Below are 15,957 nucleotides of genomic sequence, written 5' to 3' on the forward strand. Positions count from 1 at the left end.
CAAATTGACCAACCGCCAACCTTTATGAACAAAATGAGTGCTGGAATCCATCACATATCGGAGGTTTTTAGTATGAAAGCTAAGTTTTTGAGAGGCCAAAATGGTGACATCGCAACATTGCATCCTCATTGGCGCCCCGGTGGACAGTGGAAAACGCCGGGCCGGCTGCCTGATGGGGCCCGACGCCTACCGCACTGCCGGGCTTGCACCCGCACTGGAAAGCCTTGGCCACACGGTCGAAGACCTGGGAAACCTGACGCCGGAGTCCCATACCCCCGACAGCAATGACGGGCTGGTTTTTGCCCGAAATGAAACAATCGGCTGGACCGCACGTCTGGCACAGGCGGCTGAAGACGCGCTTGAGTGCGGTCTGCCGGTGTTCTTGGGCGGGGATCATTCGCTTTCGCTTGGCTCCGTTGCCGGGGCCGCAAACTACGCTGCCAAGGCAGGCCGGCCGCTGTTTGTTCTGTGGCTGGACGCGCATACCGATTTCCACACGCCTGAAACATCGGACAGCGGCAACCTGCATGGAACACCTGTTGGTTATTTCACTGGACGCAAAGGGTTCGAGGGCTTTCCTAATGTCACCAACCCGGTGCCGCAGGAGAATGTCTGCATGATCGGCCTGCGGTCTGTCGACACCCAGGAACGGCTTGCCCTGGAAGACAGCTCTATCCGCACCCATGACATGCGCCACATCGATGAGAACGGCATTGCAGGCCCGCTGAACCGGTTTCTGGAACATGTCGCCCAAGCCAATGGCATGCTGCATGTCTCGCTGGACGTGGACTTCTTGGACCCGTCCGTCGCCCCGGCAGTTGGCACCACCGTTCCAGGTGGCGCCACGGTCCGCGAGGCGCATCTGGTTTGTGAAATCCTGCATGACTCTGGGCTGATGACCTCTTTGGATCTCGTGGAATTGAACCCGTTTCTGGATGAACGCGGACGCACTGCGCATTTGATGGTGGATCTCTGCGCTTCGGCCCTGGGCCGCCGCGTCTTTGACCGCCCGACACGGAGCTACCAGTGACCAGCCTGCAAGCCCCCTCTGCCGTGGTCATGATCCGGCCGCATCATTTCCGCTCAAACCCGGAAACAAAGGACGATAACGCCTTCCAAACGCTGGCAAATACTTCGGCTGAAACGGCATCTGCCCAGGCACTGGCAGAGTTCGACGGCGCCGTGGAAACCCTGCGCGGCGCTGGTGTTACCGTGCATGTCTTTGACGACACCACCATCAACACACCGGACAGCGTTTTCCCGAACAACTGGTTTTCCACCCATGCCGGCGGCCATGTTGCTGTTTACCCGATGTTCGCTGAGAACCGGCGCAAGGAACGGCGCTGGGATGTGATCGAACTGCTGAAGCGGGACTACCGGGTTCAGGATGTGATCGATTACTCCGGTCTGGAACAGGACGGGCTGTCGCTGGAAGGCACCGGGGCCATGGTGCTCGACCACATCGGCCGCATTGCCTACACGGTGAAATCCAATCGCGCCGACCCGATCCTGCTGGAGCGGTTTTGCACCCATTTCAACTTTGAACCCATGGTGTTCGAAGCCAAAGATGAAGCCGGCCGCGACGTTTATCACACCAATGTTCTGATGGGGATCGGCACCGACTACGCGTTGATTTGCCTCGATATGATCGTTGATCCCGCGCGCCGTTCCCAAGTCGCCGCGCGGCTGGAGGAAACCGGCCGCAATGTGATTGATCTGACGCAGGATCAGATCGCCAATTTTGCCGGGAACGCGCTGGAACTCACTGGCAAGAAACGCATTCTTGCACTTTCTGCCAAGGCGCTGGACGCATTGCGGCCGGACCAGATTGCAGAAATCGAAAGGAGCGCAGAGCCGCTCCCCCTGACCATTCCGACCATAGAAACCGCAGGCGGGTCGGTGCGCTGCATGCTGGCAGGCATCCACCTCAGCCCCCGTGAAAGGATTTCCGCATGACACAGCCTTCGGAAAAAGCACTGGTGCCTTTTGTCAGCGTCGACAATATGATGCGCCTCGTTCATCACATCGGCGTCGAGCAAATTCTGCGCGATCTTGCGGGCTATGTGGAAGACGATTTCAAACGCTGGGAGCTGTTTGACAAAACCCCGCGTGTTGCCAGCCATTCGGATGTCGGCGTAATTGAGCTGATGCCAACTTCGGACGGCGAGGCCTATGGGTTCAAATATGTAAACGGCCATCCCAAGAACACGTCCGAAGGCCTGCAGACTGTCACCGCCTTTGGGCTGCTGGCAGATGTTTATACCGGCTATCCGGTGCTGCTGACCGAGATGACCATGCTGACCGCCTTGCGCACCGCGGCAACCTCAGCAATGGCTGCCAAGTATCTGGCACCAAAAGGGTCAACCACGATGGCGATGATCGGCAATGGCGCCCAGTCGGAATTCCAGACCCTGGCGATGAAAGCGATAATCGGCCTGAAATCTGTGCGCCTCTATGACAAAGACACCGCAGCAACCGCAAAATGCGCCAGGAATTTGGAAGGTCTGGGGGTTGAGGTTGTGTCCTGCAAAACGCCGGAAGAAGCCATTGAAGGGGCCCAGATCCTTACCACCTGCACCGCGGACAAGCAAAACGCCACCATCCTGACCGACAACATGGTCGGCAGCGGCGTGCATATCAACGCGATTGGCGGCGACTGTCCGGGCAAAACGGAATTGGCAGCCGGCATCCTCAGCCGCTCTGACGTCTTTGTCGAATACCCGCCGCAAACCCGGATCGAAGGCGAAATTCAGCAAATGCCGGAGGATTTTGCCGTCACTGAGCTGTGGGAGGTGATTTCAGGCCAAAAACAGGGCCGCACCGGTGACCGGCAGATCACGCTCTTCGACAGCGTCGGCTTTGCGATCGAGGATTTCTCGGCTCTGCGTTACATTCGCGACCGCATCAAAGGCACGGACTATTTCATCGACCTGGACATGCTCGCAGATCCGGACGATCCGCGCGATTTGTTTGGTATGCTCCAGCGCGCCAAAGGCTGACCCAATGCAAAGGCGGCCCGCTAAACTGAGGCCGCCGGCACCTCCGGCCTTTTCGCCTGATCACCGCACTTTTGGCCCTGCAGGCGACGCTCAAGGGGATCTGAGCAACCGCGCCTAACGTAGGCTGGTACACAGGTGAAAAGGCCGGACACCTTAACTTTCAATATCTTAAAAACTTTTCTTCAGGCGTCCAATTCGGTATCCCAGTAAAGGAAATCCATCCAGCTGTCATGCAGATGGTTCGGCGGAAACTTGCGTCCGGTATTGCGCAGCTCCTCTGCGCCTGGACGGCGCGGCGGTTTGCGCAAGGACATGCCAGCCCGATGCAGCGATTTCGAACCCTTCTTCAGGTTGCAGGGGCTGCAGGCCGCCACCACGTTTTCCCAGCTGGTCACCCCGCCCGCCGCACGCGGCACCACATGGTCAAAAGTCAGGTCGCCCTTGCTGCCGCAGTACTGGCAGTGGAATTCATCCCTCAAAAACAAATTAAAGCGCGTGAAGGCCACGCGCTTTTGAGGTTTCACATAGTCTTTTAGAACCACCACAGAGGGTATTCGGATCTCGGTGCTGGGACTGTGCACCACCTCGTCATACTCAGCCACAATCGCCACGCGGTCGAGCCAGGCCGCCTTGACCGCGTCCTGCCAGGACCACAAGGACAACGGGTAATAGGATAATGGCCGGTAGTCTGCATTCAGCACCAGCGCCGGGTGCTGCTTCAGCGCCCCTGGAGATCTGACAAACTCTGCTCTGAAATCGCCATCCATTGTGAACGTCTTCCTCGCACTGATCTTCCGTTTTCCGGAACCAGAGCGGGGAAACCGCCCCAGCTTTCATTTGACTATATCTCGTGGTTAGCGCCTGACAAGCCCTGATGATCCACAATATCTCGGGATCTATCTAAGCTGATTCCGTGACAATGCGGTGAAAGTTATCCACAAGCCTGTTTTGCGTTCCCTCTTGCTCTGCCTGATTGGCCTGCCTATTGCCATGCCATGACCCGTCTGATCCGCTTCAACAAACCTTATGATGTGCTGCCCCAGTTTACCGACCGCGGCAGCCAGGGCAGCCCTCGTGCCACGCTGAGCAATTTCATTGACTGCCCCGGTGTTTATGCTGCAGGCCGTCTTGACCGGGACAGCGAAGGGCTGATGCTGCTAACAGACAACGGCCGGCTGCAGTCCTGGATCACCGATCCGAAACATAAAATGAACAAGACATATTGGGTCCAGGTCGAGGGCACGCCTGGCGCTGAGGCTCTCAAGTTGCTTGCGGAAGGTATTGAACTTAAAGACGGAATGACGCTGCCAGCCAAAGCCCGGCTGATGGATGAGCCGCCGGGCCTTTGGGCCCGCACGCCGCCTGTCCGGATGCGCAAGACCGTCGCCGACAGCTGGATGGAACTAACAATCCGCGAGGGCCGCAACCGGCAGGTAAGGCGGATGACAGCTGCGGCCGGACACCCGACGCTGCGCCTGATCCGCTATAGCATCGGCGCTTGGACGCTGGAGGGGCTGGCGCAGGGGGCGTGGGACGACCTTGAACCGCCCCGGGTGCCAGGACCGCCCAAACCTTCTCAGAAACCACCGCGCCGCCCCAAGGCATCTGCGCCGCGATCACCGGCAAGTGACAGGCCGCGGCGGCGCTGATATTCTGTCAGCATGCCACCGCAAGCCCCTGCCCCCAAAGCCATTCTGGAAACTGCGCTATATGCCGATGATCTGGACGCGGCGGAAGAATTTTATGGCCGGATCCTGGGACTTGAGCGGATTCAACGGATCGGTGACAGGCATGTCTTCTTTCGCTGCGGAACTTCGGTATTGCTGATTTTCAACGCTCAGGAAACCATAAAGCCGCCCGGCAATCCGCGTTTGCCGGTGCCGCCGCATGGCAGCAGCGGCCCGGGGCACATATGTTTTGCCCAGCCGCGGGCAGACCTGCTTTTGATGCGCGGCCGTCTGGTGGCATCAGGAGTTGCAATAGAGGCTGAGTTCGACTGGCCCAGCGGAGCACGCTCCCTTTACTTCCGCGACCCCGCGGGAAACTCGATTGAAATCGCCGAGCCGCAGCTCTGGGCGTTTTGAATTGGCTGCAGCGCGCCGGAAAATTTGAATTTTCCGGCCAAAATTCTTGCCAAGAATTTTGCGGGTCCGCCGGGCCCGGCCCGGAGCGCCTCATCTTTGATGTGGCAGCACCAGGGCGGGAAATCTTTGATCCGGCGTTACAGCCCCAGTTTATCGCGCATAAAGGCCAAGGCGACGCTTAAGCCATCCGGTGCGATGCCATGGCCGGTGCCTTTTTGAATATGGGCAAAGACATCCTGAAAACCGGCCTCCTGCAGAGCTTCCGCCGCTTCCGGCAAGGATTGCACCGGCACCACGTCGTCCTGATCTCCGTGCACCAGCAGGATCGGCATTTTGGACACAGCTTCGTCCTTGAGCAGTTCAGGCGCCAGCAGACGGCCGGAAAAGGCTACAATGCCGGCCACCGCGTCTTCGCGCCGTGGAGCAATCTGCAGGCTCATCATTGTGCCCTGGCTGAACCCGAACAGCACCACCTGTTCCGGCAGCACGTCCTCGTCCACCATCAGCGCATTCAGGAAGGCATTCAGATCTTCCTCGGCCGCCTGCATGCCGCGCATGCTTTCCTCTTCCGAGGAGCCGTCGATCCAGGGGATCGGAAACCACTGATAGCCCATCGGGGCGCCGGCACAGGCCTCAGGCGCGTCAGGCGCGACAAACAGCGTATCCGGCAGATGTTCAGCCAAAGGGTCCGCAAGCCCCAGCAGGTCGGCGCCATTGGCGCCATAGCCATGCAGGAACACCACAATCGAGCGGATATCGCCGGAGAGCGGCTCTTTGCGGCCGGCATTCAGTACACGAGTCATCGGATCCCTTCCCTGTCCTTCGCCACCCGGTAATAGGCCCAGAGAATGCGCGCCGCAACCGATCGCCAGGGCGACCAGTCTTCGGCCATTTGCCGCAGTTCCCGGTCCTTGGGGCGGGCCGGCAGATCAAACAGCACCCTTGCAGCCTCCTGCAAGGCCAGATCACCGTGGGCAAAGACATCGGCCCGGCCCAGCGAAAACATTGCATAAATCTCAGCCGTCCAAACACCGATCCCCGGAACTTCGACCAGACGTGCAATCACTTCCGCATCCGGAACGTCCCGCAAAGCTTTGAAATCAATGCGTGCCTCTGCCAGCGCACGGGCATAGCGGATCTTTTGGCGGCTGAGGCCCGCTGCGCGCAGTTCCTCATCCGTGGCCCACAGTATCTTACGCGGCCCGGTGAGCCTGGCGGCCTTCATCCGCGCCCAGATCGCCTTGGCGGAGGCCACACTCACCTGCTGGCTGACAATTGCGCTCAACAGTTCGGCAAACCCGTCCGGCTTGCGGCGCAGCGGCAAAGGGCCGGTCAGTTTCAATGCATCGGCAAACCGGCTGTCCTGCGCGGCCAGCCATTCGGCGCCCTCACTCACGCAGGCGTCGCATTGGATAATCCGTCCCGCCCCCGGCAGGAATGTCTGTCCATATGACGCCACGTTACCCCCTGATTGGCGGCGGTTGAAAGAAACCGTGATCACAAGGTCCAGCCCGCTGGCTTGCTCCTGCACATATTCACAGCTACGCATCCCACATGACCATGAGCATGACCACCCCCAGCGACGCCGTCGCCAAGAAAAACGTTGCCATCCTGGTGCTGGCCCAGGCGCTCCTCGGCGCCCAGATGCCGATGATCTTCATCGTCGGCGGCCTGGCCGGGCAGTCGCTGGCCTCGAACCCCTGTTTTGCCACCTTGCCGATCTCGCTGATCGTGGCCGGGTCGATGATGGCGGCCACCCCGGTCTCAGCCGTCATGCAGCGCTGGGGCCGCCGGGCCGGCTTTTTCGCAGGGGCGGCCTTTGGCGCCTTGGGCGGGCTGGTCGGGGCTTATGGGTTGTACCTTGGCTCCTTTCCGATCTTTCTGATCGGCAGCCTGCTGACCGGCGTTTATATGAGCGCGCATGGCTTCTACCGCTTTGCAGCAGCCGACACGGCGTCCGAGGCGTTCCGCCCCAAGGCGATCTCCTATGTCATGGCAGGCGGGCTTGCAGCGGCCATTATCGGCCCGCAACTTGTAAAGGCCACCAGCCAAGCCTTTGTTATTCCGTTTTTCGGCACCTACCTGGCGGTGATAGCCGTGAACGTTGTGGGGGCAGCATTGTTTCTGTTCCTCGATATCCCCAAACCGCCAGCCCCCAGCGCTGACAGCCCCAAGGGCCGCAGCCGGATGGAGCTGCTGAAAACTCCAGTCATTGCCGTTGCAGTGATTTGCGCAATGGTTTCTTACGCGCTGATGAACCTGGTGATGACCTCCACGCCGCTGGCGGTGGTGGGCTGCGGCTTTACCGAAGGCAATGCTGCCGACGTGGTCACCTCACATGTTCTGGCGATGTATGTGCCGTCCTTCTTTACTGGCCACTTGATCGCCCGCTTCGGTGTGGAAAAGATTGTGGCGGCAGGCCTGGTGATCCTTGCCGGTGCCGGTGCTGTTGCCCTGCAAGGCGTTGAAATCGAAAACTTCTTCATCGCGCTTGTGCTTTTGGGCGTGGGCTGGAATTTCGGCTTTATCGGCGCCACTACCATGCTGGCCGGCGCACATGAAAGCTATGAGCGCGGCCGGATGCAGGGGCTCAACGACCTTCTGGTCTTTGGCGGGGTTACCATGGCGTCTCTGGCATCAGGCGGGCTGATGAACTGCTCGGGCGGCAACCCGGCCGACGGCTGGAGCGCCGTGAACATGGCGATGGCGCCCTTCCTGGTGCTGGCCGGCGGCGCGCTGATGTGGCTGGTGATGCGCCCCAAAGAAGCCTGAGAAATTCTCCCGCAATAAAAGGAAAGGCGCCCAATCAGGCGCCTTTTTCCTTGGTTTCTATCTACCAGCGGCCAGAGACCCTCCGCAGCATCAGGCCGGTTCTTCGCCGGAATTCGCTTTGCCCCAGCGCGCCCTGCGCCACCCGCTCCGGCTGTTGCAGCGCCTGTTTCAGAATGGCCTCTGCCTGCCAGCCCACCAGCAACGCCCACCCCGCAGGTTTTGAGACCGCGCTGCGGTCTGAGCGGGCTTTAGTCAAATGCTCCAAGCCTTTGCGCGCCAAAGCTTGCACACCTTCCAAGGTGCCATCCAGCAGCGGGATCCGCTTTTGGGCTTCCAGCTCCGGAATGGCGCGCAACCAATTGGCAATGCCCGCTCCATAGGCAAAGCCCCTTACCGCGGCTTCATCCGCCTGACCTAGTGACGCTGCCGCCATCCACATCAGCGAACCGCTGGTGCGGTTAATGTAGCTATCAAATTCAGCTTCATCCCCAAAGGGATCCTTATATATATCCCAACGCCGCGCCTCGGCCATACCGTCGATGCAGGCCGCCAGTTCCGGCTTCAGCAGCCGTCCCAATGGCGTGGCCGCATAGTGGCGGCGGACAGAACCCCCTTCGGCAATCTCGGCGCCTACATCACGCCACCATTGCACCCGCATTTCGGCAATCATACTCTCCTGGCTGGCCCAGGGTGCCCGCGCCAGTTCGATATTGAAAGCATAGAGCGCAAACAGCAACGGCCGCGCCTGAACCGGCGCAGCCATCGTGGCCAAAAACCGGTCCGGGTCGCTTTTCTGGACCAGCTCGGCGCAGGCCGTCAGATCAGCATCAAACGTCATCCGCCTGCCCGGCCCCGCCGTCATGGATCAGTTTCCAGCGGATCGCGTCCAGCAGCGCCTCAAACGACGCATCGATGATGTTCGGGCTGACGCCAACGGTCGACCAGCGGTGGCCCTGGCTGTCTTCGCTGTCAATAATAACCCGCGTCACCGCCTCGGTGCCGCCCTGGGTGATCCGCACTTTAAAATCCACCAGCCGCATATCTTCCAGCTGTGCAGAATAGCGCCCCAGGTCCTTGCTCAATGCCCGTGCCAGCGCGTTGACCGGACCACGATCGCTGCCGGTATCATCAAGGGATTCACTGACAGACAGCCGCTTTTCGCCATCGACCTTAACCACCACAACCGCCTCTGACAGGCTGACCATCCGGTTGTATTTGTTCTTGCGCCGTTCGACGGTGACCTTGTAGCGTTTGACTTCAAAGAATTCCGGCAGCTGCCCCAGCTCCTTGCGCGCCAGCAGCTCAAACGATGCCTGTGCGGTGTCATAGGAATACCCCTCTGCCTCCCGCGTCTTGATCCGGTCCAGGATTAGCGCCAGCGCTGGATTGCCGGTCTCAACACTCAGGCCAGCGTCGGTCAAACGCTTGCGCAGGTTCGACTGACCGGCCTGGTTCGACATCGGTATAACCCGCGCGTTGCCAACCTTGTCCGGCACAATGTGTTCATAGGTCGAAGGATCCTTGAGGATCGCGCTGGCGTGCAGCCCCGCCTTATGGGCAAAGGCCGAGGCCCCCACATAGGCCGCCTGCCGCACCGGAACGCGGTTCAGGATATCGTCCAGCATCCGGCTGATCCGGGTTAGGCCTTCCAAAGCTTCGTGGGTGACGCCTGTCTCAAACTGGCTGGCATAGGGTTCCTTCAACAGCAGTGTCGGGATCAGCGCAGTCAGGTTGGCATTGCCGCAGCGTTCACCCAAGCCGTTCAGTGTGCCTTGGATCTGGCGCGCGCCGGCCTCCACTGCCGCGAGCGAGCAAGCGACGGCATTTTCCGTGTCATTATGGTTATGTATGCCCAGTTTTTCACCTGGAATTCCGGCGGCGACAACTTCTGAAACAATCCGTTTCACTTCGGATGGCAAGGCGCCGCCATTGGTGTCGCACAGCACCACCCAGCGCGCCCCGGCCTCCAGTGCAGCCCGGCAAGCATCAAGCGCATAACCGGGGTTATCCTTGTAGCCATCAAAGAAGTGTTCGGCATCAAACAACGCCTCGCGCCCCTGCGCCACGATATGGGCGACCGATGCACGGATGTTTTCCAAGTTCTCATCCAGAGTGATCCCCAGCGCCTGGGTCACATGGTAGTCATGGCTCTTGCCCACCAGACACACCGCTGGCGTTCCGGCATTCATCACTGCCGCCAGAACATCATCGTTTTCCGCTGACCGTCCTGCCCGCTTGGTCATGCCAAAGGCGGTCATCGTGGCGCGTGTATCAGGCGCCTCATTGAAAAACGCACTGTCGGTCGGGTTCGCCCCCGGCCAGCCGCCTTCGATGTAATCAACACCAAGTCCGTCAAGTGCCTGGGCAATCTGCTTTTTTTCTGCGGTTGAGAATTGCACCCCTTGGGTCTGCTGCCCATCCCGTAAGGTGGTGTCATAGAGGTAGAGACGTTCTTTTGCCATCACAGCCCCTCCAGCTTGGCCGGGTTGAAACCGGCACCTGGCACCAGCTCAACACCTGCCTTGCTCATCCGCACTTCCAGACCCGCTTCTATCAAGGCCGCCTTAAGACGATCAACTTCAGAAAATTCCTTCGTTTCCATAGCCTTCTGACGCGCTTTGAACAGGCTTTCTTCATAGCCGGAGAGATCCATTGACGGTCCGGCAGCCCACGCACCCATCTCATCTGTCAACAGCCCCAGCAAATTGGCAGATGCCAGCAGACCGGCTGCGTCACCAGCTGCCGCCAGCCTGTGCAGCTCCGCAATGACACCAGCGGTATTCAGGTCATCCGCCAAAGCCGCCAGAACCGCGGCAGCAGCGCTGGACGCGGGTTCGATGCCCGCGGTCAGCGCCCGCCACTTGCGCAGCGTCGCCTCGGCCTCCTTTGCCTTTTTGTCAGTCCAATCCATCGGTTTGCGATAGTGAGTCTGCAAAAACACAAGCCGGATCACCTCGCCGGGATAGCCCTGATCCAGCAGATCACGCACGGTGAAGAAGTTGCCCAGGCTCTTGGACATCTTCTTGCCTTCGACCTGCAGCATCTCGTTGTGCAGCCAATACCGCGCAAAACTATCGTCGCCATTGGCGCAGCAGCTTTGCGCAATTTCATTCTCGTGATGCGGAAACATCAGATCATTGCCGCCGCCGTGAATGTCAAAGGTCTCGCCCAGAAGCTCATAAGACATCGCTGAGCATTCAATGTGCCAGCCCGGCCGTCCGCGGCCCCAGGGACTGTCCCAGCCTGGCAAGTCATCAGTGGAAGGCTTCCACAGCACAAAATCCATCGGGTTCTTTTTGTAGGGCGCCACTTCCACCCGCGCACCGGCAATCATGTCGTCCACCGACCGGCCCGACAGTTTGCCGTACGACTCTTTCCAGCTGTCGACTGCAAACAGCACATGACCTTCAGCCGCATAGGCGTGGCCCTTGGCGATCAGGTCGTCAATCATCGCCACCATCTGCGGGATGTATTCGGTTGCGCGCGGCATGTGGTTAGGCTGCAGCGCGCCAAGTTCACCCATGTCATCCAGGAACCACTGCGTGGTTTCCGCGGTGATCTCTCCGATCGGACGCCCGCTTGCGGCGGCGCGCGCGTTTATCTTGTCGTCTACATCGGTGAAGTTCCGGGCGTAAGTCACTTTTCCCGCTCCATAAACCTCACGAAGCAGACGATAAAGCACATCAAATACCACCACTGGGCGCGCATTGCCCAGATGCGCCCGGTCATAGACCGTGGGACCGCAGACATACATCCGCACATCGCTGGCGTTGATCGGCTCAAAGACCTCCTTCTTGCGGGTCTTCGTATTCTGCAGCTTGATCTCTATGTCCATGGTACCCATGCCCGGTTCCTCTCCCATGCCCAGCCAAAAACGGCCGGCATCACCCGTTGCGCGCAGCGCGGGCTTAGCAACTTGTCAGAGAAATGAAAACGACAGAAACCGGCCCGCTGATATGTCAGCAGGTAATGCAGCAGTCAATGATGGTGCAATTTTGGTTCATGCAGGATGCTTAGCACGGGACATTCAGCCCGCCAAGCCTTTTGCCTCAAACGGCAACGGCCGCCCGGTCCGTCTTGGGCCCGGACCGGGCGGCCCAGGGCGCGGCGGAACAGGAGTGCCGCGCCCGTTATTTTGGCAGGCTTAGAACTTGAAGGACGCGCGCAGCGATACCGAAGTGGCATCCGCCCCCACGCCCGAGTTGCCGAACTGGTCGAACTCATGCTCCAACACTTCGCCGCCGATTTGCCACTGGTCGGTCACCTGATAGGCAATGCCGACACCGTAGAACTCACCGGTTTCGCTGCCCAGCGAGCTGTCAGCTTCGGCCACGCCACCGGTCACATAGGCCAGAACATTGCCAAAGTCATAGCCGGCCTTCACCTTGGCACGGGCAACCGAGTCAACAGTCGCACCGCCGCCCAGATCCAGGTCGGTTGCATCATATTCCAGTTCGCCGCCCAATACGAAACGGCCGAAATCATGGTTGTAGCCGCCGTGAATACCATAAGCGGTATCGTCTCCGGAGGCGCCGTTGCTGGCGTCTGCATCCAGCTGGCCGACCTGGCCACCCAGGTAGAAACCGGTCCAGTCGCCGCCATCATTGGCCACCGGAACAGGCGCCGGAGCTGGAGCGGGTTCAATTACCGGATCACTTACATTGCCGGCAAAGGCCGCACTGCCCATTACGGCGGCGATGGCTGTCATAGCTACGAAACGAGTCATTCAGACTTCTCCTTTTGCAGTCCCGGCGCAAGCTGTGCGCCGTTGTCAGCTACAAAAGGGTTCTGCACAGGAACTTCCAGAGCCGCGTTGATCACGCCTGCTGAACTGGCAGTGACTGGCCGAAAGTCCTCAGGCACGTGCGTCTTTCCGCCGGATTCCGCAGGCAGGAAATTGCCAAGCCATTGAAAACCGGCCTCCCCGGTCCTAGTGGCGGCAACGCTGCCGAATGTTCAAAAGACCGGGTCAGAACCGGAAAGCGGCACTCACCGACAAGGTCTCCCCGCGCGGGCTGGCAGTGCCGTCCCTTGGTCCGGCCTCGTGGTGAAGCAATTCTCCGGTCACCTGCAGCGCACGGTTCAGTGAAACCCGCATGCCCAGGCCAAACAGCGGTCCATGCCGCGATCCGCTGGACGTTTCTGCCTGTACCCTGCCCAGGGTCACAAAACCGGTTGCAGGGCCAAAGTCATAACCCGCGTGCAACCGCAGCTGACGGGTTTCTTCCGCTTGCACCGCTTGTGTCAGCAAGCCTGACTGCTCCATCGAGACAGTGCCTGCCAGGATCATTCCCCCCAGATGGCGGCCATAGGCAAATTGAAAGGAGCGTGTTTCACTTGTTGGTCTGCTGCCAGTTGCAGCAGCGCCCTGACCTGTGAAACCGGAGGGCAACGGCCGCCATTCTTCTGCGGCAGATGTCTGAGAAATCAGAGCCGCCGCCGCAAATACCGCAGCTAGAGAGCACCTGTGTCTGGCCTTTTTAACCATCGGCATGTGGCTGTGCCTTTTTGAAATGCGCTGGATCAGCGCTCCATCCCCAGGATATCCAGTATAGCCATTAATGCTTAATATTTGGTTCCCGAACTCACTTTGCCAACAATGAACCACTCCGTGAAGCGTTAAAAATCGAGATTACAGCATTAAAAATGATGACATTTTAGGAAAAAGCATGCGGCTTCTCAGGCCTCATGGCGCTCTCTGCTCAAATGAAAAACATGTCGTTTTTTTCACCAAGGTCGCTATTGTGCTAGAAACGACGCAAAAGCGTGCCAATTTGCAGGGAACTGAACAGGAGTCCGCATGCAAGGTGAACGCTGCCATGTCAGCCTTATCTGTCGCACCATCGGTGCGGCACGGGGCCGTGCGGCAAGGGGCCGGCCGCAGTGAGTTGACGTTTCAACACTTCAACTCACCTCTCCTGAAAGGCTCACAGAATGAACGATCAAGCCTCCCCGTCCCGCGCCGCCCGTAGCGGAGGGCGTAATGCCCGCCGTGCAGCCCGCGCTGCTGCATTGCCGGAACACCTGCGCCCGGTCCGCCCCGGCATGGAATCCACTGCGCTGAAGTTGCTCAGCCAGGCAGATATGGAAAAAATCCATGAGGCCGCCCTTACCGCGCTGGAAGAAATCGGTCTTGCCGACGCGCCGCAAAGCGGTATCGATTATCTGACTTCTGCCGGCTGCGTGCTGGGGGATGACGGCCGCATCCGGTTCCCGCGCGCGCTGGTCGAAGACACCATCGCCAAGGCAAACCGCTCCGTCACCCTGTACAGCCGGGATGGCAAGTCTGACCTGCAGTTGTCTGGCGGCCGGGTTCACTATGGCACTGCTGGGGCCGCGGTCAGCGTGGTCGACGTCCACGGCAAGGAATACCGCGATTCAACTGTGCAGGATCTGCACGACGCTGCGCGCATCTGTGATCAGCTGGACAATATCCACTTTGTCCAACGTCCGATGGTATGCCGCGACATCCCCGACAATCTTGAGATGGACCTGAACTCCATCTACGCGACCACCGCAGGCACGACCAAACATGTCGGCGTCTCTTTTAGTGAACCGGATTTCGTGAAGCCGGGACTGGAACTGCTGCACATGATTGCGGGCGGCGAAGACAAGTGGCGCGAGCGGCCTTTTGTGTCGAACTCAAACTGTTTTGTGGTGCCTCCCATGAAGTTTGCAACCGAATCCTGTGAAGTGATGGAGGAATGCATCAAAGGCGGCATGCCGGTGCTGCTGCTGTCGGCCGGAATGGCCGGGGCAACCGCCCCTTCGTCCATCGCCGGCGCCATCACCCAGGCGGTTGCAGAATGCCTCGCCGGCCTGGTTTATGTTAACGCCGTAAGTCCAGGCGCACCCGCTATTTTCGGCACTTGGCCCTTTGGTCTTGATCTGCGCACCGGCGCGATGTCCGTGGGCTCCGGCGAACAGGCGTTGCTGACTGCAGGCTGTGCTCAGATGCATAAATTTTACAACCTGCCGGGCGGCGCCGCGGCTGGCGCATCGGATTCCAAACTGCCGGATATGCAGGCCGGCTGGGAGCAGATGTGCTCTGCGGTTATGGCGGGGCTTTCCGGCCTCAACATGGCCTATGAAGCTGCCGGTATGCACGCGTCACTGCTGGGTTTTTGCCTTGAGTCGCTGATTTTGGACAACGATCTGCTCGGCCAGGCACAGAGATGCGTTCGCGGCATTGAGGTGAACGATGAAACCCTCGCTCTGGACCAGATGCGCGCCACGTGCATGGGCGGGCCTGGCCATTATCTGGGCACCGATCAAACCCTCAGCCGGATGCAGGTCGACTATGTTTACCCGGATCTGGGCGACCGGACATCTCCCAAGGAATGGGTGGAGCTTGAAAAGCCTGACCTGATCCAAAAGGCTATTGCCAAGAAGGAGAAGATCCTGTCCCAGCGCGCATCCGCACGGTTTGATGCCGCAACCGACATGGCAATCCGCGAGACGTTCAACATCCACCTTCCGGCTTAACCCGACATTCCAGATGCGCTGATACGGGCCGGAGTTTTCCGGTCCGTTTTTTGTGACCAGTACAAAATCAGGACGCCAGGCTCGGAAACTCTGGGCGTTTCCCCGCCCCCTCAGCTATCTCAGCCAGTAAGTTAAGAAAGTTTTCACAAAGCACTTCTGTCTCACAGAAAAGGATGCTAACCTTTTATTAACACGCGGAATTTTTCAGGTCTCCTCGCCTGAACACGGCGATCAACCTGCAAAAACACACCTGTATTTGAGCAAAATGACTTTGAATAACTGCAAAGGTGTCTGCATTTAACCCGGCGTTTAGCGGGTTGATTTTGCGAAACTGCAAGGTGAATGGGATTTTAGTCTCATTTGCGTTCGGTTTCACTTCTGCAAGGCAGGGGCAAATGATCACCTGAGACTCCTTATAGAATGCCGATAGGATTTTTAAAATTTAACCATCAGATGAACTTTTTCCGAAATTCTTTAAGGTTCTGGCCCTCTGCCCGCCTGCTCAATCAACACTTTCGGATCCAAAACCGCTGGCGCGTTTCGCACTCCACCCCTGCCAGCCTTTGCGGAACTCCCGGTGCGCAGCCATGTTGCGGAAATGCATTTCAAAAATGCAG

Annotated in this window: 15 protein-coding genes; 7 read left to right on the top strand and 8 right to left on the bottom strand. The window is 59.1% G+C overall.

Annotation, left to right across the window (positions count from 1 at the left end; genetic code table 11):
• Nucleotides 1-103: 103 nt before the first annotated feature.
• The 3 genes from rocF to K3557_RS08575 are packed head-to-tail and all read left to right on the top strand — an operon-like array spanning nucleotide 104 to nucleotide 2,999.
• Nucleotides 104-1,030 (top strand): arginase, encoded by a 927-nt coding sequence (gene rocF / locus K3557_RS08565; RefSeq protein WP_259999586.1) that lies wholly within the window; start codon nucleotides 104-106, stop codon nucleotides 1,028-1,030.
• Entirely contained in the window at nucleotides 1,027-1,956 is a 930-nt protein-coding gene (gene ctlX / locus K3557_RS08570) for a citrulline utilization hydrolase CtlX (RefSeq protein ID WP_259999104.1), read from the top strand. Before rocF ends, ctlX begins: the two co-directional genes overlap by 4 nt.
• On the top strand, nucleotides 1,953-2,999 hold the full coding sequence (locus tag K3557_RS08575) for an ornithine cyclodeaminase (protein WP_134829868.1): 1,047 nt from the start codon (nucleotides 1,953-1,955) through the stop codon (nucleotides 2,997-2,999). The genes ctlX and K3557_RS08575 overlap by 4 nt, the downstream gene beginning before the upstream one ends.
• A gap of 182 nt (nucleotides 3,000-3,181) precedes the next feature.
• On the opposite strand, the gene K3557_RS08580 is transcribed toward K3557_RS08575, so the two are convergent.
• A complete protein-coding gene (locus K3557_RS08580; RefSeq protein ID WP_129370889.1) occupies nucleotides 3,182-3,766 on the bottom strand; it encodes an HNH endonuclease in 585 nt (194 codons plus the stop codon).
• 228 nt (nucleotides 3,767-3,994) lie between these two features.
• Here K3557_RS08580 and K3557_RS08585 point away from each other — a divergent pair, with 228 nt between their 5' ends.
• On the top strand, nucleotides 3,995-4,648 hold the full coding sequence (locus tag K3557_RS08585; protein WP_259999106.1) for a pseudouridine synthase: 654 nt from the start codon (nucleotides 3,995-3,997) through the stop codon (nucleotides 4,646-4,648).
• Nucleotides 4,649-4,660: 12 nt separating this feature from the next.
• Nucleotides 4,661-5,083 carry a VOC family protein gene (locus K3557_RS08590; RefSeq protein ID WP_259992182.1) on the top strand — a complete coding sequence of 141 codons (423 nt, stop codon included), beginning with the start codon at nucleotides 4,661-4,663 and terminating at the stop codon, nucleotides 5,081-5,083.
• A gap of 137 nt (nucleotides 5,084-5,220) precedes the next feature.
• Here K3557_RS08590 and K3557_RS08595 read toward each other — a convergent pair whose 3' ends face one another.
• Both K3557_RS08595 and K3557_RS08600 read right to left on the bottom strand, forming a co-directional pair.
• Nucleotides 5,221-5,886 carry an alpha/beta hydrolase gene (locus K3557_RS08595; protein ID WP_129370886.1) on the bottom strand — a complete coding sequence of 222 codons (666 nt, stop codon included), beginning with the start codon at nucleotides 5,884-5,886 and terminating at the stop codon, nucleotides 5,221-5,223.
• Nucleotides 5,883-6,542: a DNA-3-methyladenine glycosylase 2 family protein gene (locus tag K3557_RS08600; protein WP_311198499.1), complete on the bottom strand. Its 660-nt coding sequence runs from the start codon at nucleotides 6,540-6,542 to the stop codon at nucleotides 5,883-5,885. The genes K3557_RS08595 and K3557_RS08600 overlap by 4 nt, the downstream gene beginning before the upstream one ends.
• Nucleotides 6,543-6,637: 95 nt before the next feature.
• On the opposite strand from K3557_RS08600, the gene K3557_RS08605 reads away from it, so the two are divergent.
• On the top strand, nucleotides 6,638-7,855 hold the full coding sequence (locus tag K3557_RS08605) for an MFS transporter (RefSeq protein WP_259999108.1): 1,218 nt from the start codon (nucleotides 6,638-6,640) through the stop codon (nucleotides 7,853-7,855).
• A 61-nt stretch (nucleotides 7,856-7,916) separates the two neighbouring features.
• On the opposite strand, the gene K3557_RS08610 is transcribed toward K3557_RS08605, so the two are convergent.
• The 5 genes from K3557_RS08610 to K3557_RS08630 all read right to left on the bottom strand — a co-directional run bounded on the left by K3557_RS08610 (nucleotide 7,917) and on the right by K3557_RS08630 (nucleotide 13,145).
• Complete coding sequence (locus K3557_RS08610; RefSeq protein ID WP_259999110.1) at nucleotides 7,917-8,693, bottom strand: squalene/phytoene synthase family protein; 777 nt, start codon at nucleotides 8,691-8,693, stop codon at nucleotides 7,917-7,919.
• Nucleotides 8,683-10,317: a citramalate synthase gene (gene cimA, locus K3557_RS08615; RefSeq protein WP_259999112.1), complete on the bottom strand. Its 1,635-nt coding sequence runs from the start codon at nucleotides 10,315-10,317 to the stop codon at nucleotides 8,683-8,685. Before cimA ends, K3557_RS08610 begins: the two co-directional genes overlap by 11 nt.
• Nucleotides 10,317-11,699 carry a cysteine--tRNA ligase gene (cysS, locus tag K3557_RS08620; protein ID WP_259999114.1) on the bottom strand — a complete coding sequence of 461 codons (1,383 nt, stop codon included), beginning with the start codon at nucleotides 11,697-11,699 and terminating at the stop codon, nucleotides 10,317-10,319. The genes cimA and cysS overlap by 1 nt, the downstream gene beginning before the upstream one ends.
• Before the next feature lie 300 nt (nucleotides 11,700-11,999).
• On the bottom strand, nucleotides 12,000-12,581 hold the full coding sequence (locus K3557_RS08625; protein WP_129370880.1) for an outer membrane protein: 582 nt from the start codon (nucleotides 12,579-12,581) through the stop codon (nucleotides 12,000-12,002).
• 243 nt (nucleotides 12,582-12,824) lie between these two features.
• Nucleotides 12,825-13,145 (bottom strand): hypothetical protein, encoded by a 321-nt coding sequence (locus K3557_RS08630; protein ID WP_259999116.1) that lies wholly within the window; start codon nucleotides 13,143-13,145, stop codon nucleotides 12,825-12,827.
• Nucleotides 13,146-13,789: 644 nt separating this feature from the next.
• On the opposite strand from K3557_RS08630, the gene K3557_RS08635 reads away from it, so the two are divergent.
• Nucleotides 13,790-15,340: a trimethylamine methyltransferase family protein gene (locus K3557_RS08635; protein WP_259992197.1), complete on the top strand. Its 1,551-nt coding sequence runs from the start codon at nucleotides 13,790-13,792 to the stop codon at nucleotides 15,338-15,340.
• Nucleotides 15,341-15,957 lie beyond the last annotated feature (617 nt).

This window comes from Leisingera sp. M523, from assembly GCF_025141335.1.
GTDB lineage: Bacteria > Pseudomonadota > Alphaproteobacteria > Rhodobacterales > Rhodobacteraceae > Leisingera.